Raw genomic sequence first — 21204 nt, 5'->3', positions numbered from 1 at the left:
GTCAGGACCGGACGGACCTCTCGGCGATCTCGACGATGTTGGTCAGCAGCATCGCGCGGGTCATCGGCCCGACGCCCTTCGGGTTGGGCGAGACCCACCCCGCGACGTCCCACACGTCGGGGTGCACGTCGCCGGTGACCTTGCCGTCGACGCGCGAGACGCCGACGTCGAGCACGGCCGCGCCGGGCTTGACCATGTCGGCGGTGATGATGCCCGGCACGCCGGCGGCCGCCACGACGATGTCGGCGGTGCGGACGTGCGCGGCGAGGTCGCGGGTGCCGGTGTGGCACAGCGTGACGGTGGCGTTCTCGGAGCGGCGGGTCAGCAGCAGGCCGAGCGGGCGGCCGACGGTGATCCCGCGACCCACGACGACGACCTCGGCGCCGGCGATCTCGACGCCGTGACGGCGCAGCAGCTCGATGGAGCCGACCGGGGTGCAGGGCAGCGGTCCGGCCTCGCCGAGCACGAGCTTGCCGAGGTTGACCGGGTGCAACCCGTCGACGTCCTTGTCCGGGTCGACCCGCGAGAGCAGGGCGAACTCGTCCAGCCCGGTCGGCTGCTGGACGATGAAGCCGGTGCAGGCGTCGTCGGCGTTGAGCTCGTCGATGACGGCCTCCACCTCGGCCTGGGTGGCAGAGGTGGGCAGGTCGCGGCGGATCGAGGTGATGCCGATCTCCGCGCAGTCCTTGTGCTTGGCACCGACGTACCAGTGCGAGCCGGGGTCGTCACCCACGAGCACGGTGCCCAGGCCGGGGACGACGCCCCGCTCGCGCAGGGCGGCGACGCGCTCGGCGAGCTCGGCCTTGATGGTCCGCAGCGTGGCTGCTCCGTCGAGGGTCTGTGCGGTCACGCGGTCATCCTAGGGAGGTGGGGTGGGGCTCGGGTGGCTGGTCACGACGATCGGGTCTCGGTACGCGCCGTCGCGACCTCCTTCGTCGGTCGCGGGCGAACTCGACCTCTTCACTCGCGGAGTCGCTTCGCTCCTAGTGAAAAAAGTGCCGCGCGCCGGTGAGGTACATCGTCACGCCGGCGGCCTCGCAGGCCGCGACGACCTCGGCGTCGCGCACCGAGCCGCCGGGCTGGACGATCGCCTTCACACCGGCGTCGATGAGGATCTGCGGGCCGTCGGCGAAGGGGAAGAACGCGTCGGAGGCGGCGACCGCGGACGAGGCCCGCTCCCCCGCCCGCTCGACGGCGAGGCGGCAGGAGTCGACGCGGTTGACCTGGCCCATGCCGACGCCGACGGAGGCGCGGCCGGCGGCGAGCAGGATCGCGTTCGACTTCACGGCGCGGCAGGCGCGCCACGCGAACGCCAGGTCGGCCAGCACCTCGTCGGAGGCGGCCTCCCCGGTCGCGAGGGTCCAGGTGGAGGGGTCGTCGCCCTCGGCGGAGATGACGTCGCGCTGCTGCAGCAGCAGCCCGCCGGAGATCGACCGCACCTCGGCGCCACCGCGGGCGAGCGGCGGGCACTCGAGGATGCGGATGTTCTTCTTGGCCTGCAGGACCTCGATCGCACCGTCCTCGTAGCCCGGCGCGACGACGACCTCGGTGAAGATCTCGGCCACCTGCTCGGCCATCGCGACGGAGACCGGGACGTTGGTGGCGATGACGCCGCCGAAGGCGCTGACCGGATCGCACTCGTGGGCCTTGCGGTGCGCGTCGGCCACGTCGTCGCCGACGGCGATGCCGCACGGGTTGGCGTGCTTGATGATCGCCACGGCCGGCTCGTCGAAGTCGTACGCCGCCCGGCGGGCCGCGTCGGCGTCGACGTAGTTGTTGTAGGACATCTCCTTGCCGTGGTGCTGCCTCGCCTGGGCGAGACCGGGACCCTCGGGCAGGTAGCCGTTGCTGTAGAGGGCGGCGGACTGGTGCGGGTTCTCGCCGTAGCGCAGCACCGCCTCCTTGTTCCACGTGGCGCCCATCCACGCCGGGAAGCCGGACCCCTCGCTGCTGTCGGTGAGCACGTTGCCCATCCACGACGCGACGTGGACGTCGTAGGTCGCGGTGTGCACGAACGCCTCGGCGGCGAGGCGCTGCCGCTCGGCGAGCGTGAACCCGCCGGCGGCGACGGCGGCCAGCACCGCGTCGTACGTCGCGGGCGAGGTGACGATGGCGACGCTCGGGTGGTTCTTGGCCGCGGCGCGCACCATCGAGGGCCCGCCGATGTCGATCTGCTCGACGCACTCGTCGGGACCGGCACCCGAGGCGACGGTCTGGGTGAAGGGGTAGAGGTTGCTCACCACGAGGTCGAACGGCTCGACGCCGAGCTCCTCGAGCTGCGCCACGTGGGACTCGAGGCGGCGGTCGGCCAGGATCCCGGCGTGCACGCGCGGGTGTAGCGTCTTGACGCGGCCGTCGAGGCACTCGGGGAACCCGGTGAGGTCCTCCACCTTGGTGACGGGCAGGTCGAGCGACTCGATGAGCGCGGCGGACCCGCCGGTGGAGACGAGCTCGACGCCGGCCGCGTGCAGGCCGCGGACCAGGTCGTCGAGACCGGCCTTGTCGTAGACGGAGACGAGCGCGCGCTTGATGGCGATCTGGTCGGGGGTGCGGTCAGCAGAGGTCGGGGACACGGGACTCCTCGGTTGCGAACGAGTGCGAGGGCACCCAGGCGTTCGATGCTCTCGCGCGTCACTCCCTGGTGGTGGCCCACCTGCGCCAGTCGTGTGGCGCCAGACTACCGAGCAGCGGCGCCGATGCGAACCCGGCGGCCCTCCACCGCGATCCCCTCGCGGGCGATGCGACCCACGGCGTCGACCAGCATCGCGCGCTCGGCGGTCTTGATCCGCTCGTGCAGCGACGCGACGTCGTCGTCCTCGGCGACCACCACGGGCACCTGCGCCACGATCGGTCCGGTGTCGACGCCCGCGTCCACCACGAACAGGGTCGCGCCAGTGACCTTGACGCCGTGCTCGAGGGCGTCGCGCGGGCCGTGCATCCCGGGGAACGCCGGGCACAGCGCCGGGTGGGTGTTGAGGGTGAGGAACCGGTCGAGGAACTCGGTCGACAGCAGCTTCATGAAGCCCGCCGAGACCACGAGGTCGGGCTCGAAGCGCTCCACGACCGTCGCCAGCGAGGCGTCCCAGCCCTCACGGGTCTCGAAGTCCGACACCTGGCGCACGAAGGTCGGGATCCCGGCGCGCTCGGCGCGGGCGAGGCCCTCGATTTCCTCGCGGTCGGCGCCGACCGCGACGACCCGGGCGCCGTACGACGGATCGGCGCAGGCGTCGAGCAGGGCCTGCAGGTTGGTGCCGGATCCCGAGACGAGGACGACGAGGCGGGTGGGCTGGTGCACGCGCGGAAGTCTAGGGCGTGGTCTAGGCGCGATGGGACGGAGCGCCTGCGTGCGTCCGCTCGCGGAGGAGACGGCCGACGACCAGCGCCGCGATCGCCGTGGTCACCGGGACCGCGGCGATGATCCCGAGCCCGCCGACGAGCCCGCGGACCACCTCCTGCGCGACCACCTCCTGGCTGACCGCGACCCCGAAGGGCAGCGACAGCGCGGAGAAGACCAGCATCAGCGGCAGCGTGGCGCCGACGTAGGCCAGCACGAGGGTGTTGACGGTGGACGCGGCGTGCGAGCGCCCGATGCGCATCGCGCGGGTGAAGAGCGAGCGCGTGGTGGCGTCGGGGTCGACGTCGGCGAGCTCCCACACCGCCCACGTCTGGGTGACGGTGACGTCGTCGAGGACGCCCAGGGCACCGATGACGAGGCCGGCGAGCAGCAGGCCGCGGAGGTCGACCTGGGCGGCGATGCCGGAGATGTACTGGCTGCCCTCGTCGACGAGCCCGGTGAAGTGGCCGACCTCGGTGAACACCCACCCGACGCCGCCGATCACCACGAGCGACACCAGGGTCCCGAGCATCGCGACCGTCGTGCGGACGGTGAAGCCGTGCGAGAGGTAGAGCGTGACCAGCATGATCGAGGCCGCGGTCGTGACCGCGACGAGGAGCGGCGAGGCGCCCTCCATGATCGCGGGCAGCGTGAACCCCGCGATGAGGATCAGGGAGTACGCCAGGCTGGCGAGGGCACCGATGCCACGCCAGCGCGACAGCGCGAGGACGGCCACCGCGAACAGGATCAGCAGCACGAGCAGGGGTGGGCCGCGGTCGAAGTCCTGGAAGGCGTACTGCTCGCCGTCGGGCGCCTGCTCGGTGAACGACACGATGATGCGGTCCCCCGCCACCACCTCGGGCGCCTGCGACCCGTAGGGCAGCAGCGCCTCCGCCTCGCCGGGGGCGCCCGGACCGCTGAGCAGCTCGACCTGGGCGAGCTGGCAGCCCTCGACCTGCTGGCGGCACGGGCCGACCGACTGCACCTCGGCGGTGCCGCGCTCGACGTCGACCCCCGGACCGCTGACCTCCAGGTCGCCGTCGGGCCAGAGCGTGACGAGCCCGACCAGCGTCGCCAGCACGAGCGGCGCCACCAGCGCCGCCATCAGCACCCTGATCTGCCGCGGCGCGGGCCCGAGGGACGGGCGCTCGCCGTGGCTGTGTCCAGCCCCCACCGATCAGTCCTCGGCGGGCGAGTCGGGACCGGGACCCTCCTCGGGCGCGACGGACCGGGCCGCGCGCCACGCGAACCAGGCCAGCACGGATGCGCCGAGGAGCGCACCGATGCCGCACGCGGTGACCGAGTGGACCAGGACGTCACGGGTGAAGGGACCCACGAACCGCATGCGGCCAGGACCGGCGGCACCACCCGACAGCGAGGCGAGCAGCGCGAACCCGACGCCGGCCGCCAGCCCGCCGCCGCACCCGGCGAGGGCGATCCGGTCCCAGGTCAGGGGGCGGCCGCGCAGCACGCGGTGCGCCGAGAGGGCAGCGACCAGCGGCGGGAGGACCATGAGGGCGCCCATCCAGCCGGGAGGTGTGCCGACCGCCGGCAGCGCTGCGAACAGCGGGACGACCGGCAGCGGGCCGAGCACGACCGCGCCCGGCGACACGAGGGTCGCGCCACCGACGGCGAACCCGGGCCCGAGGAGCCACGACCCGGCGAACAGGGCGGCGTTGGGGGCGTACGCGGCGTTGACGAGGGCGTAGAGACCGGCCTCCGACGGGCTGAGGTGCAGCCGCGAGGTCATCGTCGCGGCCTCGCCGAAGGAGGCGACGAAGGAGACGAGGAAGATCAGGGCGGAGACGGCCAGCAACCGCGCGAGCACGGAGCCGGCGACCGCGGCGCCCGCCCGGACGGAGGCCGGGAGGAAGGCCGCCCAGATCGCCGCGCGGCCCGAACCGATCGCGATGGCCGGCGCGGCGACGAACGCCGTCAGGAGCACGGTCCAGCCGAGCACCCGCGGCAACGAGGGGTCGGCCGTGCTGCCGGCGGCGAGGGTCGCGACGACCACGGCCACGACGGCGTAGGCCGCGAAGAACAGGGCGACGGCGGTGGGCACGGTGAAGTCGCGCTCGCCGTCGGAGATCCGGTCGGCGTCGGGACCGTGACCGGAGACCGAGTCACCGACGCGGTGCCCGAGCCGCCACATGGACCACGCCGCGACGGCCGTGACGCCGAGCGGGACGATCGTGACCCGTGCGCCCATGACGGTGACGCCGGAGCCGTGACCGGCCAGCCAGGCGAGGGCACCCACCCGCATGCCGTCGCGGGGCACGCCGTGGACGCCGGCGTCGGAGGCGAACCAGCCGATGACCCCGATCGCCAGCAGCACGACGAGGGGTCCCAGCGCCGCGAGCGCGCCGCCGAGGGTCGCGATCAGCACCAGCGGACGCGGCCGGGGAGCCTCGGTCCGCGCGTGGTCGGGTCGGGTCAGGAGCGACGTCATGGCCGCCCCATCATCACCCGACCCCCGGGGCAGATCGCGCTCCCACGCCGCCCGTCCCGACCGCGACGACCGGGGTCAGGGATGTGCGCCGCAACGCCCCCTCCCGTACCGTGGAGCGGTCATGAGGAGCCCCGAGACCTTCGACGCCTACTACGTCGAGACCCGCACCCGTCTCCTGCACGAGGCGTACGCCCTCACCGGCGACGCGCCGGCCTCCCGGGCCGCCGTCCGCGACGCCTTCGTGGTCGCCTGGCACCGCTGGCGCAAGGTCGGGCAGCTCGAGGACCGCGACGGCTACGTCCGCCCACTGGCCCTCGGTCGCGCCCGCCGGCGGCACACCGCCCGCATCTGGCACCGCGACAAGTCGCTCGACCCCGAGGTGCGCAGCACCCTCGACGCACTCTCCAAGCTCACCGCGCGGCAGCGCGAGCTGCTCGTCCTCAACGGCATCTCCGCGCTCTCCCTCGGCGAGGTGGCCCGCACCGTCGGCCTCCCCCGCGCCGACGCCGAGCGTGAGCTCCAGACCGCGAGCTCGCAGTTCTCGCTTCACCGGGACGCCCAGACCACCGACATCCCGCGGCTTCTCCACGCCCTCAACGGCCCCCTCGAGGACATCCGCTGGCCCCGCGCCACCGTCATCCGTCGCGCCGGCGCCGCGCGACGTCGCACGCACACCGTGATCGGGGCCGGCCTCGCCACCGCCGCGCTGCTGGCCTCCGGCTCCCTGGTCGCCACCGGCGCCGGCGCCGAGCCCACGAGCCTGAGGGAGGAGAAGGCCACGCCCGGCGTCACGGTGCACGCACCCGTCGACGACGACGCGGGCGCCGAGATGATCAGCGCCGACTCGCTGCTCTCCCAGGACCAGCTCACGCGCTACGGGTCCGGGCTCGACTGGACCGAGACCGCCACCACCGACAACCTCGACGGCGACGGCCTGCTGGCGCCGTGCCAGCGCGAGCGGTTCGCGGACCCCGACGGCGTCACCGCCCTCGCCCGCACCTGGGAGGGCACCGAGACCCGCGTCGAGCGGAAGAAGGTCGGCAAGGGCGACGGCCAGCGCACCCGCAAGCGGGAGGTGACCGACGTGCGGGCGACCGCCGTCCAGATGGTCGAGATGTCGCGCAACGAGCGCCAGGCGGCGCAGGGCTTCGAGACCGCGTCGCTGTGGTTCGCCGGATGCATCGACCCGCGCACCCAGCTCATGGGCACCCGCACCGTGAAGCGCGTCGGCGACGAGGCACGCGTCTTCCGGCTGCGGTCCTGGGGCAAGCAGCCGGCCACCCTCACCGTCGGCACGGCCCGCACCGGCAGCCTCGTGGTCACCCAGGTCGTGCGCAGCCGCGGCCGGGCCGTCCCCGACAAGGCGGTGCTGACCGGGCTCTCCGCCGCCGTCAACGGCGTGTGCGGGTCCGAGGGCGCCGGCGCCTGCGCTGGCCGCGCGCGGGACAACGCCACCCCGCCGCTCGGGATCGGTACGCCGCCGGGGCTGCTCTCGGTGGTCGACCTGCCGCCGGTCGCCGCCGTCCGCGGCCCCTGGGTCGGCACGGAGCCCGAGCGGGCGCGCAACAACTACGCCGCCACCCGCTGCGACCGGACCACCTTCCAGGGCAAGGGCATCAGGAAGGCGTTGACCCGCACCTTCCTCTTCCCCGAGACGGCGAACGCCAACCAGCTCGGCCTCACGCAGACCGTCGGCGCGATGAAGCCCGGCCGGGCCGGCACCTTCGTCGACCAGGTCCGCGACCGCATCCGCCAGTGCGGGCAGGCCAACCTCGGCACCAACGTGACCCAGCTGGCCTCGTCGTCCTCGAAGTCCGGCGACCTGAGCGTGTGGGCGCTGACGTTCGAGATCAACGACAGCCAGTCGTTCCCGTTCCTGATGGCGATCGTGCGCGACGGCGGTGCCGTCTCCCAGCTCGGTTTCGCCCCCGACCGCACCATGACGATGTCGCGCGACGACTTCGTCGCCCTCGCCCGGCGCGTGGCGGAGCGGCTCGGACCGCTCGATCCCTCGAACTGAGCCCCGAGTCCGGGGCTGACGCAACCTTTTCGCCCTCTCGGGTGTCTCACCGGTCATGAGGCACCGCGCACGGCTCGTCACCGCCGCGCTGGCCTGCACCCTCGCGCTCGCCGCCGGGTGCGGGGACCAGTCGGCGGGCGGACCGACGACAGGTGGCTCCTCGGACGGCTCCGTCGCGTCGGCGAGCGACGGGACGAACCCGGGCACCGCGATCCCCGACGACTTCCCGCTGTCCTCGGGCATGGGCGGTCCCGCCGACACCGTCCCGACCTCCCGGAGCGGCACCGGCCTGCGTGACCTCGAGCTGTGCGGCACTTCCCCGCTGCGCGGACTGGGCACCCGTGACCGGATGGTGGCGGACAACAGCGGCGGCGAGTCCGCCGACACCCGCGAGCTGCTGGTCCTCGGGGCTCCCGACGACGCGCGCCGCCTCGCCGACCGCCTGGCCGGCCTCGTCGCGGACTGCGCCGAGCCCGACGCCAGCCGCGACATGGAGACCCGCACCGAGGTGCTGGCGTCGCCGTTCGGTCCCGGGCCGGCCACCACGCTGCTGCAGACCTACAGCTTCGACGGTGAGCCCGGCACAGGAGCGACCATCGTGCACGTGGTGCCCGTGGGTGCCGCGCTCCTCGTCACGTCGACGTACGGGCGGTGGACCCGCGAACGCGCCCGCGACGCCGTCGAGGCGACCGTCGCGCCGCTGCGGAGCACGGTCGACGCACTGGCGATGTTCGGGGAGCTCCCGTCGGCCACGCCGGTCCCGACCGAGACCCCGAGCACGACTCCGACCGAGTCCCCCTCCGAGTCCCCCACCACGCCGTCACCGTCCGCTCCCTCGTCCTCCCCGCCGTCACCCGCGCCATCGGCGCCGCCGTCGTCGACTCCGACGACCGACCCGACCGGGACACCCGAGACCCCTGAGCCCACCGAGACCCCCGAGCCCACCGAGATCCCGGCGGACTTCCCGCTCGACGTCGGCCTGCCCGAGGACGGCGGCGACAACGCCGTCACGCCACCCACGGACGACGTGGGCATGGACCCGGTCGAGATGTGCGGCCGCGACGTCTGGCCCGCCGCCGACGCGGCGAGCACCCGCCACCTCTACTCCTTCGTGCTCGGCCCGGAGTACTACGACGGGCGCGAGCTCGTCGTCCACGCCGACGCCGGCGCGGCGGTGGAGGCCATGACGGAGGTCCGTCGGGCCGCCCGCGACTGCCGGCGCTCCGGCAACCAGGTGTGGACCGTCCTGCCCCGCGACACCGGCTACGACACGGTGACGATGGGCCTGACGTACGCCGACGGGCTCGGCAGCTCGGTCTTCCAGGTGACCCGCGTCGGTTCGGCACGACTGATGGTCCAGACGTACGGTGAGGGCTCGCTCGCGTCACTGGACCGACAGGCCGACGAGGTCACGGGGACCACCAAACAGATCGTCCAGTCGATGTGCGCGTTCACGAAAACGGGGTGCTAGAACCATGTCCATTCCATCGACGCTGGCCAGCTCGGCCTGCCCGACCCTGCCGTCCCCGCGACGGCTGACCGCCGTCGCGCCGGTGCGCCTGCTGGGCGCCCACGTCGTGTGGCGGCTGCTGTGGGAGGCCCACCCGCCGACCCGCCACGACCGGCACGCGAAATCCACGACGGCCCCGCAGGTGGACCTGCGAGGCCGTCTGGAAAGTGCTCTGGACCAGAGCGCCTGAGGACTAGATCTCCTTCAGGACGGCCCGCATCAGCTCAGCGGTCTCCGACGGCGTCTTGCCGACCTTGACCCCGGCGGCCTCGAGGGCCTCCTTCTTCGCCTGGGCGGTGCCCGAGGAGCCCGACACGATGGCGCCGGCGTGGCCCATGGTCTTGCCCTCGGGAGCGGTGAAGCCAGCGACGTAGCCGACGACCGGCTTGGTCACGTGCTCCTTGATGTAGGCCGCGGCCCGCTCCTCGGCGTCTCCGCCGATCTCGCCGATCATCACGATCGCCTTGGTCTCCGGGTCGTTCTCGAAGGCCTCGAGCGCGTCGATGTGGGTGGTGCCGATGATCGGGTCACCGCCGATGCCGATCGCGGTGGTGAAGCCGTAGTCCTTCAGCTCGTACATCATCTGGTAGGTCAGCGTGCCCGACTTCGACACGAGGCCGATGGGGCCCTTGCCCGCGATGGTGTGCGGGGTGATGCCTGCCAGCGACTCCTCCGGCGTGATGATGCCGGGGCAGTTGGGGCCGATCATCCGGGTGGACTTGCCCTCGAGGTACTGCACGATCTCGGCGGTGTCGAGGACCGGGACGCCCTCGGTGATCACGACGAGGAGCGGGATCTCGGCGTCGATGGCCTCGATCGCGGCGTCCTTGGTGAACGCGGGCGGCACGAAGGCGACGGACACGTTGGCGCCGGTCTCCTTCATGGCCTCCTCGACGGTGCCGAAGACGGGGAGCTCCTTGCCGCCCAGCTCGACCTTCGTGCCGGCCTTGCGGGCGTTGACGCCGCCGACGATGTTGGCGCCCGACTCGACCATGAGGGTGGTGTGCTTGGCACCCATGCCGCCCGTCATGCCCTGGACGATGATCTTGGAGTCCTTGTTGAGGTAGATGCTCATTGTTCAGTTCTCTCTCTCAGGCCTGGTGGGCGAGCTCGGCGGCCTTGTCGGCCGCGCCGTCCATCGTGTCGACCTGGGTGACCAGCGGGTGGTTGAGCTCGTCGAGGATGCGACGACCCTCCTCGACGTTGTTGCCGTCGAGGCGGACGACGAGGGGCTTGGAGGCCTCGTCGCCGAGGATCTCCAGCGCGCCCTTGATGCCGTTGGCGACCTCGTCGCAGGCGGTGATGCCGCCGAAGACGTTGACGAAGACGCTCTTGACCTGCTCGTCGTTGAGGATCACGTCGAGGCCGTCGGCCATCACCTGGGCGTTGGCGCCGCCGCCGATGTCGAGGAAGTTCGCGGGCTTCACGCCGCCGTGCGCCTCACCGGCGTACGCGACGACGTCGAGGGTGCTCATCACGAGACCCGCGCCGTTGCCGATGATGCCGACCTGGCCGTCGAGCTTGACGTAGTTGAGGCCCTTGTCCTTGGCCTTCGCCTCGAGCGGGTCGGCCTCCTCGCGGATCTCGAACTGCTCGTGGTCGGGGTGGCGGACCTCGGAGGCGTTGTCGTCGAGCGACACCTTGCCGTCGAGCGCCTCGAGCTTGTCGCCCTCCAGGCGCGCGAGCGGGTTGACCTCGACGAGGGTGGCGTCCTCCTCGACGTAGACCTTCCACAGCTTCTGGACCATCTCGATGGCCTGGTCGCGCAGCGCGGCGGGGAACTTGGCCTCGTCGACGATCGCGGCAGCCTTCTCCGGCGTCACGCCCTCGAGGGCGTCGATGCGGATCTGCTTGACGGCGTCGGGGTTGGTCTTGGCGACCTCCTCGATCTCCACGCCGCCCTCGACCGATGCGATGCACAGGTGCGAGCGGTTGGATCGGTCGAGCAGGAAGGAGAAGTAGTACTCCTCCACCGGCGGCGTCGCCGGCGTCACCAGGACGCGGTTGACGCGCAGGCCCTTGATCTCCATGCCGATGATGTCGCGGGCGTAGGACTCGGCCTCGTCAGCGGTCTTGGCGATCTTCACGCCGCCGGCCTTGCCACGGCCGCCGGCCTTGACCTGGGCCTTGACGACGGTCACGCCGCCCATCTCCTCGGCGGCGGCACGCGCGGCCTCCGGGGTCTCGGCGACGACACCCAGGGTGGTCGCTACTCCATGCTTGGCGAAAAGCTCCTTCGCCTGAAACTCCATCAGGTCCACGAGAGTGACCATTCCTTTTCGTCTGCGAACAGTGCGGGGGAAATCCCTCTCGGCACCCTAGACCTCCGAGCGGGGTCGGGCGAGATCGGGTGAGCGTGGTGGTGCTCACTCCCGGGCTAGGTTGAGGAGCATGCCCACCCCCCAGCGAGGCCCGAACCGGGGCGCGACCTCAGCGGTGATGTGGTTCCGTCGCGACCTGCGGGTGCGCGACAACCCGGCCCTCCTCGCCGCGCTCGACGAAGGGTCGGTGACCGCGCTCTTCGTCGTCGACCCGGCCATCTGGGCCACGGCGGGCCCGGCCCGAAGGGCGTGGCTGGCCGCCAACGTGCTCGCGCTCGCCGACCGCATCCCGCTGACCATCCGCCACGGTGACCCCCGCGAGGTCGTGCCGCAGGTGGCCGACGGGCGGCGGGTGCACGTCGCCGCCGAGACGACGCCGTACGGCCGGCGCCGCGACACGGCCGTGGCCGAGCAGGTCGAGCTCGTCGCGACCGGGTCGCCGTACGCCGTGGGGCCGGGACTGGTCCGCAACGGCAGCGGCGGGCCCTACCAGGTGTTCAGCGCCTTCGCCCGCGCCTGGCGCGAGCACGGCTGGTCCGAGCCCGCCCACACGCCCCGCTCCCCCGATCTCAAGCCGGCCGACTCCGACCTGGAAGCACTGGACCTGCTGGAGAAGGCGGTGACCCAGGCGCCGTTCGAGCTGCCCGGCGCCGGCGAGGACGCCGCCTGGCGCCGCTGGCGGTCCTTCCGCGACGACGGCCTGCGCGACTACGGGGACGAGCGCAACCGCCCCGACCACGACGGCACCTCGCGGCTCTCGCCCTACCTCCATCTCGGGGTGCTCCACCCGCGCTCGCTCCTCGCCGAGGTCCCCCACACGTCGACGTACGCCACCGAGCTGGCGTGGCGCGACTTCTACGCCGACGTGCTGTGGCACGAGCCGTCCTCGGCGTGGTCGGACCTCAAGCCCGCGCTGGAGGGGATGACGTACGACGACCCCGACGACGCGATCGAGGCGTGGCGCACCGGCACCACCGGCTACCCGATCGTCGACGCCGGGATGCGCCAGCTGATGCACACCGGGTGGATGCACAACCGGGTGCGGATGATCACCGCCTCCTTCCTCACCAAGGACCTGCACGTGTGGTGGCCGGTCGGGGCGCGGCACTTCCTCGACCTGCTGATCGACGGCGACGTGGCCTCCAACAACCACGGGTGGCAATGGGTGGCCGGCACCGGGACCGACGCGTCGCCCTACTTCCGCGTGTTCAACCCCGTGACGCAGGGGCTCAAGTTCGACCCGCAGGGCGACTACGTACGCCGCTGGGTGCCCGAGCTGGAGCACCTGCCGGGCAAGGCGGCCCACGAGCCGTGGAAGTCCGACGTGGGCTACGAGAAGGACTACCCCCTGCGCATCGTCGACCACGCCGACGAGCGCCGGGAGGCGCTCGAGCGCTACCAGGCGGCGCGCGGCTGAGGGCTGCGTCACCTCGCAGCGTCCGTTTATCGGCCGCCCAGCGGGGTACATGAACTTATTTGGTCGAGGGTTGCACTTTCCCGTGATCCTTCCGTTACAGTCGTGCGCGGTCTAGCCGACCCGACCCCCCTGACGACCCGGCAGATTGGTAACTCCTCCATGGGCAACCACCGAGCGGAGCGCGCTCCCCAGCGACGCACCTCGGCAACGCCTGCACCCGTGAGCGGCAAGCGACGTGCCTCCACGCCGCCTCGACGCTCCGTGGTCCGGCTCCCGTCCCTGCCCCTCGTCGCCGGTGTCGCCGTGCTGGCGGTCTCCGCCGGCGCTGCCCTCAGCGGGTCCGGCTCGGGCGTCACCGCGCTGACCTCGACGGGTTCCGCGGTCGAGGCCACGCAGGCCATCGGCTCGGTCGCCGGCCAGGCGATCTCCCGCCGCGGCGTCGTCGTGAGCCGCGACCACACCCGCGACTCGGGCAACGAGGAGACCGACCCCGAGCTCGTCGCGCTCGCCGAGAAGCAGATGGCCGAGCGGGCCGCCAAGCTCCAGGAGATGCGCAACGCCGCGGAGAAGCAGGCGGCGAAGATCAAGGAGAACAAGTGGGTTCTCCCCCTCGCGCACTACGGCATCACCGCCACCTTCGGCCAGTACGGCCTCTGGGCCAGCTACCACACCGGCCTCGACTTCAACGGTGACTCCGGTGACCCGATCCTGGCGATCGCCAACGGCACCGTCACCGAGACCGGCTACGACGGGGCCTACGGCAACAAGACCGTCGTCACCCTCGATGACGGCACCGAGATCTGGTACTGCCACCAGACCGCGATCTACGTCTCCGTCGGCGACCGCATCAACGGCGGCGAGAACATCGGCACCGTCGGCGCCACCGGCAACGTCACCGGCTCCCACCTCCACCTCGAGGTGCGCCCCGGCGGCGGCGGCCCGGTCGACCCCTTCCAGGCGTTCGTCGAGCACGGCATCGTCCCCTGACCGACGCGCGGAGCGCGTCGGCAGTCAGGGGAGATCGAGTAGCGCCCGCGACCGAGCTTGCGAGGTCGCGACGGCGCGTATCGAGATCTCGTTGATCAGTGCGGGTAACCACCTGAGCCGCGCGACGCGCGGCTGAGGAACGAAGCCGCGGCGAGCGCGACGCCCAGCGGTGCGTCGTACGCCGACACGCGCCCGGCGGTACGTCGTACGCCGACACGCGCCCAGGCGGTGCCTGAGCCACATCCCGGCGCCCCGGAATGTGGCTGACTCACCGCCAGGTGCGGCGTACCAGCCTCAGAGCTTCTCGACCGGCGCGTAGCGGAGGAGGAGGCGCTTGACGCCTTCGGAGCCGAAGTCGATGGAGGCGACGGACTTCTCGGCCGCGCCCTCGACGGCGACGACGGTGCCCAGGCCGAAGGAGTCGTGGGCCACCCGGTCGCCCGGGGAGAGGCTCGGGATCTCGCGGGCGGGCTTGGCCTTGGAGGCGGCGTCGGCGCGGAGGGCGGCGGAGCTGAAGTTGCGGCGGCCGGCGTCGGTGGGGATGCCGAGGCGCGTGGAGCCGCCGCTGAGGTCGCTGCGGCCCCAGCGGGTCTGCTCGGCGGCCGTGCGGCGCCAGTCGACGAGGTCGACCGGGAGCTCGTCGAGGAAGCGGCTGGCCGGGTTGTGGCTGGGCGCGCCCCACGCGGAGCGGACGAGGGCCCGGGAGATGTAGAGGCGGCTCTGCGCGCGGGTGAGGCCGACGTAGGCGAGGCGGCGCTCCTCCTCGAGCTCGGGCTGGTCGCCGAGCGAGCGCTGGTGGGGGAAGACGCCGTCCTCGAGGCCGGTGAGGAAGACGACCGGGAACTCGAGGCCCTTGGCCGTGTGGAGCGTCATCAACGTGACGACCCCGGAGTCGTCGCCGTCGGGCGAGTCGGGGATCTGGTCGGCGTCGGCGACCAGGGCGACCCGCTCGAGGAAGTCGCCGAGACCGACGGCGACCGTGCCGGCCTCGACCTCCGCCGGGTCGGCGCTCGGCCCCGGCTGCGGGTCCTCGGCGAACTCGCGGGCGACCGCGACGAGCTCGGCGAGGTTCTCCACGCGGGTGCCGTCCTGCGGATCGTCGCTCGCCTCGAGCTCGGTGAGGTAGCCCGAGCGCTCGAGCACGGACTCGAGGATGACGTCGGGGCGCTCGTCGGCCTCGACCATCGACTGCAGCTCCTGGATGATCGCGACGAACGCCTCGATGTTCTTCAGGCTGCGGGTGGCCAGGCCCGGGGCGTCTGCCGCCCGCGTCAGCGCCTCCCAGAAGGTGATCCGGTCGCGCTCCGCGAGGGCGGCGATGCAGGCCTCGGCCCGCTCGCCGATGCCGCGCTTGGGGGTGTTGAGCACCCGACGCAGTGAGATCTCGTCGGCGGTGTTGACCAGCATCCGGAGGTAGGCCAGCGCGTCGCGGACCTCCTTGCGCTCGTAGAAGCGCACCCCGCCGACGACCTTGTAGGGCTGGCCGGTGCGGATGAACACCTCCTCGAAGACGCGTGACTGGGCGTTGGTGCGATAGAAGACGGCCACGTCGGCAGGGCGTACGCCGGCGTCGTCGGTGAGCTTGTCGATCTCCTCGCTGACGAACCGGGCCTCGTCGTGCTCGTCGTCGGAGACGTAGCCGACGATCCGCTCGCCCGCCCCTGCGTCGGTCCACAGCCGCTTCGGCTTGCGGCCGCGGTTGTTGCCGATGACCGAGTTCGCGGCGGACAGGATGGTCTGCGTCGAGCGGTAGTTCTGCTCCAGCAGGATCGTGGTGGCGTCGGGGAAGTCCTGCTCGAAGTCCATGATGTTGCGGATGTCGGCGCCCCGGAAGGCGTAGATCGACTGGTCGGCGTCACCGACCACCATCAGCTCGCTCGGCTCGACACGCTCCGCTGCCTCCGCACCCTGTTCTTCCAGCGCAGTGTCGATCTCGAAGGACTGGCCGCACAGCTGCTGGATCAGGCTGTACTGCGCGTGGTTGGTGTCCTGGTATTCATCGACGAGCACGTGGCGGAACCGGCGGCGGTAGTTCTCCCGCACGTCGGGGAAGGCCTGCAGCAGGTGGACCGTGGTCATGATCAGGTCGTCGAAGTCGAGGGCGTTGGCCTCGCGCAGCCGGCGCTGGTAGTTGCTGAACGCCTTGGCGTAGGCCTCCTCGAAGGAGTTGCGCGCCTCCTTGGCGGCGTCCTCCGGGTCGCGCAGCTCGTTCTTCTGGTCCGAGACCCAGTGGAGCACCGCATTGGGCTGGTACTTCTTCGGGTCGAGCTCGAGGTCGCGCAGCACCAACGTCATCAGCCGCTTGGAGTCGGCCGCGTCGTAGATCGAGAAGTTGGACTTGAAGCCCACCCGGTCGATCTCCTTGCGGAGGATCCGGACGCAGGCGGAGTGGAAGGTCGAGACCCACATGATCCGGGCCCGCTTGCCGACGAGGGCCTCGACGCGCTCCTTCATCTCGGCCGCGGCCTTGTTGGTGAAGGTGATCGCCAGGATCGAGCCCGGGTGCGCCTTGCGCTCGTTGATCAGCCAGGCGATGCGACGCGTCAGGACCCGGGTCTTGCCCGAGCCCGCGCCGGCGACCACGAGCAGCGGGGCACCGGCGTGCGTCACAGCCGCCCGCTGGGGCTCGTTGAGCCCGGCGAGGAGCGGGTGGTCGCGGTGCTCGAAGAGGGCCTGGTCGGCCGGTGCGTCAATGGGGCTCATGTCGCCCCCAGCCTATGCGCCGGGTGCGACAGACCGGTCAGCCCCGGTCAGCCCCGGTCAGCCCCGATCGGGGCCCGGTCGGCGTCGGTCAGGCGTGCACGGGCGACCAGAAGACCGCCACCGCGATGTTGGCGATCGTCAGCGCGAGCAGGCCGAGGTAGAGGCCCTGCGGGATGCTCGGCTTGCGCATGTTGACCATCACGAGCACCAGGATCACCAGGCCGATGGCGAACTTCACGCCGATCTTGGCGTGGTCGGGCGAGCCGAGGTTCTCGAGCACGCCGACGAGCAGCAGGCCGGCGACGAAGGCCGTCCCGGCGCCGTCGCGCATCAGCGAGTTCACGCTCTTCGTGTCGTCGCGCACCTGCACGAGGAGGCCTCCGAGGAGGGCGGCGTAACCGAGGATGTGGACGAAGAGCAGCACCAGCCGCAGGGTCTCCATGCGGACACCCTAACGATCAGGAGCGGCGCTTCCTCGGCTTGGGTGCGGGGCGTACGACGAGCACCGGGCAGGGCGCGTAGTGCTGCACGCGCTGGGCGGTGCTGCCGACGAGGACGCTGTCGCTGAGCCCGCGCCCGCCCGCCGCGACCACGACCAGCCCCGCGTCGTACTGCTTGGCGGCCTTGATGATCTCGTTGGCTGCCGATCCGCTGCGGATGCGCTTGTTGACCTTGGGTCCCCAGCCGTCGAACACGGCCGCGATCGTGTCCACGGCGCTCTGCGCGGCATCGCGGAACGACCCGTCGAAGCCGTCCTCGGACAGGTCGTCGGCGAACGCCACCGAGGCCAGCGGCCGGATCACCGCGACGACGGAGATCTCGGTGACCTTGGTGGGATCGGCGAACGACTTCAGGTGCTTGGCGGCGGCCAGCGACTGGCGGGAGCCGTCCGTGGCGACGATGACGTGCATGTCAGGCCTCCTGGCTGTCGAGGTCGGGGGTCCGCGACCCGGTGCCCTTGCTGCCGAAGAAGTACTCGGCGAGGAACAGGACCAGGCCGACGCCGAGGAGCCCGGCGCACCAGATGAGCGAGTGCGGGTCGTCGTAGATCGTGAAGTAGAGGATCGCGAGGTTGCCCACGAGGCCGACGAACAGCAACGGGGTGTTGGCGCGGAAGAACGGGTTCTCCTCGTCCTGGCCGCGCAGCCTGAGGCACGCCACGATCACGATCGCGTAGATCGCCAGGAGCAGCACCACGGTCACCGTGGCGAGCCGGCCGACCAGGTCGATGCCGCCGCCGGCCTCGGTCACGAGGGTGCCGATCACCAGCAAGGACCCCACCACGGCGCCCGAGAAGATCAGGCCGACCCAGGGGCTGCGGCGGACCGGGTGGATCTTGGCGAAGATCCCGGGCACGACGTCCTCGCGGGCCATGCCGTAGAGCACGCGCGGCTGCGTCACGATCGTGACGAGCGTGGTGTTGGTGATCGCGATCAGTGCGATGACGGAGAAGAGCTTCGTCATGAACTCGGTGGAGAACGGCAGGATCCCCTGCTTGACGACCTCGAGCAGCGCAGCGTCGGAGTTCGCCAACGTCTCGACCGGCACGGTGAGGGCCGCGGCCATCGAGACGAGCACGTAGACCAGGCCGGCCACCACCATGCCGCCGACGAGCGAGCGCGGGAACGACTTGTAGGGGTCGATGGTCTCCTCGGCGACGTTGGCGGTGTTCTCGAAGCCGGTCATCGCGAAGAAGGAGAACGAGATGCCGGCCAGCACGGCGAGGGCCGGGCTGCCGTAGTCACCGCTGGTGTCGATCTGGGTCAGCACACCGAAGTCCGCGTTGCCCTGGAAGATGTAGACGATGCCGATGACCAGCACGATCAGCAGGCCCGCGACCTCGACGAAGGTCATCAGCATGTTCATCCACACCGACTCGGTGATGCCGATGAAGTTGACGACGACGAGCAGCGCCACGAACACCAGCGACACCAGCAGCGCCGGCGGACCGGACCACAGGGTGTCGAAGTAGGAGGCGAAGCCGACCGCCAGCGATCCCGACGCCGCCATGCTGGCGGCGAGGAAGGACACGGTGACCAGGAAGGTCAGCGGCCGGTTGCCGAAGGCCTTGTTGACGTAGAGCGAGGCGCCGGCGGCCTGGGGGTACTTGGTGACCAGCTCGGCGTACGCCGCCCCGGTGATGGCCGCGACGGTGACGCCCAGCGCGAAGGCGATCCAGAACGCGCCTCCGACGGCCGCGGCGACGAGGCCGATGAGGACGTAGATGCCCGACCCCAGCACGTCTCCGAGCGTGTAGAAGAAGAGGAGGCGTCCGGTGATGGAGCGCTTGAGCTCGCCGTCCTCCTCGTCCTGGTGCGGGATGGTGGCGGCGTCAGCCATCGTGCCTCGCTTCCCGAGAGGGGTGGGGATGTGCCCCGACCCCACCGGTTCTGCGCGGCGTTGTCAATCGACGCCCACCCGGACGGGCGCGGTGCGCGCCTCAGAGCAGGCGTCGGTCGGAGGCCCACTTCGTCAGCTCGTGACGACTGGAGAGCTGGAGCTTGCGGAGCACCGACGACATGTGTGTCTCCACGGTCTTGACCGAGATGAACAGCTCCTTCGCGACCTCCTTGTAGGCGTAGCCGCGGGCGATCAGCCGCATCACCTCCCGCTCGCGCTCGGTGAGCCGGTCGAGGTCCTCGTCGACGGCGGCGACGTCGATCGACCCGGCGAAGGCGTCGAGCACGAAGCCGGCCAGTCGCGGCGAGAACACTGCGTCTCCCCCGGAGACGCGGGTGATCGCGTCGACGAGCTCGGGGCCGGTGATGGTCTTGGTGACGTAGCCGCGCGCGCCCCCGCGGATGGTGCCGATGACGTCCTCGGCGGCGTCGGAGACCGACAGGGCGAGGTAGAGCGTGTCGGGCGAGGGCTGGCGCCGCATGACCTCCACCCCTCCCCCGCCGGGCAGGTGCACGTCGAGCAGGACGACATGGGGCTGCTGCTCGCGCACGACCGCGATGGCCGCATCGGCGTCGGCCGCCTCGCCCACGACCTCGACCACACCCGCTCCGCTGGCGGCGAGCTCGGCGCGGACCCCCGCGCGGAACATCGCGTGGTCGTCGACCAGGACGACCCGCACGGGACGCTCGGGGATGGCCTGGGTCATGGGGTCTCCTCGTGGTGGGACTCGTGGTGGGGCTCGGGGTGGGACTCGTGGCGTGACTCGGCGTGGCCGGTGCGCGGCATGTGGAGGCGGACCTCGGTGCCCTCGCCGGGAGCCGAGCGTACGTCCGCGCTGCCGCCGTGGCGCGCCATCCGGTCGACGATGCTGTTGCGGACGCCGTGGCGGTCGCCGGCGACGCCACCCAGGTCGAAGCCGGCGCCGCGGTCGCGGACGAACACGTCGACGGCTCCCCCGGTGGTCTCGGCGTAGACGTCGGCGCGCTGCGTGCCGGCGTGCTTGGCGACGTTGACGACGGCCTCCCGCGCGGCGAGGACGAGGGGCCGCAGCGACTCGTCGAGGTCGCAGTCGCCGACGGTGACGACGTCGACGACCACCGGGTGCTGCGACTCGACGTCGGCCGCCATCTCCTTCAGCGCTCCCGCGAGGGTCGTCGCGTCGGGGGTGTCGGCCTCGAACAGCCACTGGCGCAGGTCGCGCTCCTGGGACCGCGCGAGGCGGGCGACGGTGGTGGAGTCGTGGGCGTTCTTCTGGATCAGCGCCAGCGTCTGCAGCACCGAGTCGTGCAGGTGCGCGGCCATGTCGGCGCGCTCCTGGGTGCGCACGCGCTCGGCCCGCTCGGCGCCGAGGTCGTTGACGAGGCGCAGGGCCCACGGGCCGACGACGATGGCGAGTCCGAGCAGCCCGAGCAGGCCCGCGACCAGCACCGGCACGGCGAAGGTGGCCTGGCCGGCGGCGACGGCGAAGACGATGAGGGCGGTGACGATCAGCCCGAGGCCGGCGGCGATCCGGGCGTAGGCGGCCCACCCGCCGCTGCCGAAGATCGCGCGGAACGGGTCGATGCGCCCGGAGGAGTCCATCCAGCGCTCACGCTGGGCCTCGTCGGCCTGGCGCCACAGCAACCCGATGCCCGCGACCGCGAGGACGACCGGCCAGAAGAGCACCCCCTGGCCGAAGATCCCCTCGACGCCGAGGACGACACCGAAGAACAGGGCCCCCAGGGCGATCGCCGGTCCGGCGTCACGCAGGCGCGATCGCCGACCGGGGCGCTTGCCGGTGCGGGTCGCGCTCTCGAGGCCGGGGGCGCCGACCTCGAAGTGCTGGTCGGCGGGCATGAAGACCCACAGCCCGGCGTAGAGCATCAGCCCGAAGCCGCCGAGGAAGGCTGTGGCCACGAAGAAGCCACGCACCCACAGCACCGGCACCGCAAGGTGTCGGGCGAGCCCGGCCGCGACGCCGCCCGCGATCGGCGCCGAGATGTCGCGGTAGGCGCGACGCGGCGCGCCCGGGCGCGGCGGGCGGGCAGCCGCGTGGGCGGCCGGGTGTGCGGGGGGCGTGGGGG

At 72.0% G+C, this 21204-nt stretch carries 18 protein-coding genes and 1 riboswitch; of the genes, 5 read left to right on the top strand and 13 right to left on the bottom strand.

All coding sequences use genetic code 11. The annotated features are described in order from the left end of the window. Position 1: 1 nt before the first annotated feature. From ACXJKB_RS04910 to ACXJKB_RS04890, 5 genes are all read right to left on the bottom strand, one after another. Positions 2 to 850: a bifunctional methylenetetrahydrofolate dehydrogenase/methenyltetrahydrofolate cyclohydrolase gene (locus tag ACXJKB_RS04910; protein WP_457185967.1), complete on the bottom strand. Its 849-nt coding sequence runs from the start codon at positions 848 to 850 to the stop codon at positions 2 to 4. 133 nt (positions 851 to 983) lie between these two features. After that, complete coding sequence (purH, locus tag ACXJKB_RS04905; RefSeq protein ID WP_457185965.1) at positions 984 to 2573, bottom strand: bifunctional phosphoribosylaminoimidazolecarboxamide formyltransferase/IMP cyclohydrolase; 1590 nt, start codon at positions 2571 to 2573, stop codon at positions 984 to 986. Between the two features lie 25 nt (positions 2574 to 2598). Continuing rightward, a riboswitch (ZMP/ZTP riboswitch) is annotated at positions 2599 to 2676 on the bottom strand. A gap of 1 nt (position 2677) precedes the next feature. Further along, complete coding sequence (purN, locus tag ACXJKB_RS04900; protein WP_457185963.1) at positions 2678 to 3295, bottom strand: phosphoribosylglycinamide formyltransferase; 618 nt, start codon at positions 3293 to 3295, stop codon at positions 2678 to 2680. A gap of 22 nt (positions 3296 to 3317) precedes the next feature. Further along, positions 3318 to 4508, bottom strand: a complete 1191-nt coding sequence (locus ACXJKB_RS04895) for a YibE/F family protein (protein WP_457185961.1) — start codon at positions 4506 to 4508, stop codon at positions 3318 to 3320. 3 nt (positions 4509 to 4511) lie between these two features. Beyond that, positions 4512 to 5783, bottom strand: a complete 1272-nt coding sequence (locus tag ACXJKB_RS04890; protein WP_457185959.1) for a cell division protein PerM — start codon at positions 5781 to 5783, stop codon at positions 4512 to 4514. A gap of 121 nt (positions 5784 to 5904) precedes the next feature. On the opposite strand from ACXJKB_RS04890, the gene ACXJKB_RS04885 reads away from it, so the two are divergent. The 3 genes from ACXJKB_RS04885 to ACXJKB_RS04875 are packed head-to-tail and all read left to right on the top strand — an operon-like array spanning position 5905 to position 9503. Continuing rightward, positions 5905 to 7803: a hypothetical protein gene (locus tag ACXJKB_RS04885; RefSeq protein WP_457185957.1), complete on the top strand. Its 1899-nt coding sequence runs from the start codon at positions 5905 to 5907 to the stop codon at positions 7801 to 7803. Positions 7804 to 7858: 55 nt separating this feature from the next. Continuing rightward, complete coding sequence (locus ACXJKB_RS04880; RefSeq protein WP_457185955.1) at positions 7859 to 9274, top strand: hypothetical protein; 1416 nt, start codon at positions 7859 to 7861, stop codon at positions 9272 to 9274. 4 nt (positions 9275 to 9278) lie between these two features. After that, positions 9279 to 9503: a hypothetical protein gene (locus ACXJKB_RS04875; protein WP_191194787.1), complete on the top strand. Its 225-nt coding sequence runs from the start codon at positions 9279 to 9281 to the stop codon at positions 9501 to 9503. Positions 9504 to 9506: 3 nt separating this feature from the next. Here the strand turns inward: ACXJKB_RS04875 and sucD are convergent, their stop codons facing one another. After that, positions 9507 to 10388 (bottom strand): succinate--CoA ligase subunit alpha, encoded by an 882-nt coding sequence (gene sucD / locus ACXJKB_RS04870; RefSeq protein WP_457185952.1) that lies wholly within the window; start codon positions 10386 to 10388, stop codon positions 9507 to 9509. Between the two features lie 16 nt (positions 10389 to 10404). Beyond that, entirely contained in the window at positions 10405 to 11574 is a 1170-nt protein-coding gene (gene sucC, locus ACXJKB_RS04865) for an ADP-forming succinate--CoA ligase subunit beta (RefSeq protein WP_457186212.1), read from the bottom strand. Positions 11575 to 11704: 130 nt separating this feature from the next. Here sucC and ACXJKB_RS04860 point away from each other — a divergent pair, with 130 nt between their 5' ends. Both ACXJKB_RS04860 and ACXJKB_RS04855 read left to right on the top strand, forming a co-directional pair. Further along, the gene (locus ACXJKB_RS04860) at positions 11705 to 13051 is read left to right on the top strand and encodes a cryptochrome/photolyase family protein (protein ID WP_457185950.1); all 1347 of its coding nucleotides are present in this window, start codon (positions 11705 to 11707) and stop codon (positions 13049 to 13051) included. 219 nt (positions 13052 to 13270) lie between these two features. Then, complete coding sequence (locus ACXJKB_RS04855) at positions 13271 to 14038, top strand: M23 family metallopeptidase (RefSeq protein ID WP_457185948.1); 768 nt, start codon at positions 13271 to 13273, stop codon at positions 14036 to 14038. A 294-nt stretch (positions 14039 to 14332) separates the two neighbouring features. Here the strand turns inward: ACXJKB_RS04855 and pcrA are convergent, their stop codons facing one another. From pcrA to ACXJKB_RS04825, 6 genes are all read right to left on the bottom strand, one after another. Further along, positions 14333 to 16741 carry a DNA helicase PcrA gene (pcrA, locus tag ACXJKB_RS04850; RefSeq protein WP_457185946.1) on the bottom strand — a complete coding sequence of 803 codons (2409 nt, stop codon included), beginning with the start codon at positions 16739 to 16741 and terminating at the stop codon, positions 14333 to 14335. Between the two features lie 88 nt (positions 16742 to 16829). Beyond that, entirely contained in the window at positions 16830 to 17183 is a 354-nt protein-coding gene (locus tag ACXJKB_RS04845) for a hypothetical protein (protein ID WP_300050197.1), read from the bottom strand. A 16-nt stretch (positions 17184 to 17199) separates the two neighbouring features. Then, entirely contained in the window at positions 17200 to 17652 is a 453-nt protein-coding gene (locus ACXJKB_RS04840; RefSeq protein ID WP_457185944.1) for a universal stress protein, read from the bottom strand. Between the two features lies 1 nt (position 17653). Then, positions 17654 to 19081, bottom strand: a complete 1428-nt coding sequence (locus ACXJKB_RS04835) for an APC family permease (protein WP_457185942.1) — start codon at positions 19079 to 19081, stop codon at positions 17654 to 17656. A gap of 100 nt (positions 19082 to 19181) precedes the next feature. Next, positions 19182 to 19847, bottom strand: a complete 666-nt coding sequence (locus ACXJKB_RS04830; RefSeq protein ID WP_457185940.1) for a LuxR C-terminal-related transcriptional regulator — start codon at positions 19845 to 19847, stop codon at positions 19182 to 19184. Continuing rightward, the coding region (locus tag ACXJKB_RS04825) for a PspC domain-containing protein (RefSeq protein ID WP_457185938.1) at positions 19844 to 21204 on the bottom strand (1361 nt) is incomplete at its 5' end. The genes ACXJKB_RS04825 and ACXJKB_RS04830, both read right to left, overlap by 4 nt.

It is taken from the genome of Nocardioides sp. P5_E3 (genome assembly GCF_054049275.1).
The sequence above is the reverse complement of the archived record's forward strand: the minus strand, read 5'-3'. Positions and strand labels throughout refer to the sequence as shown.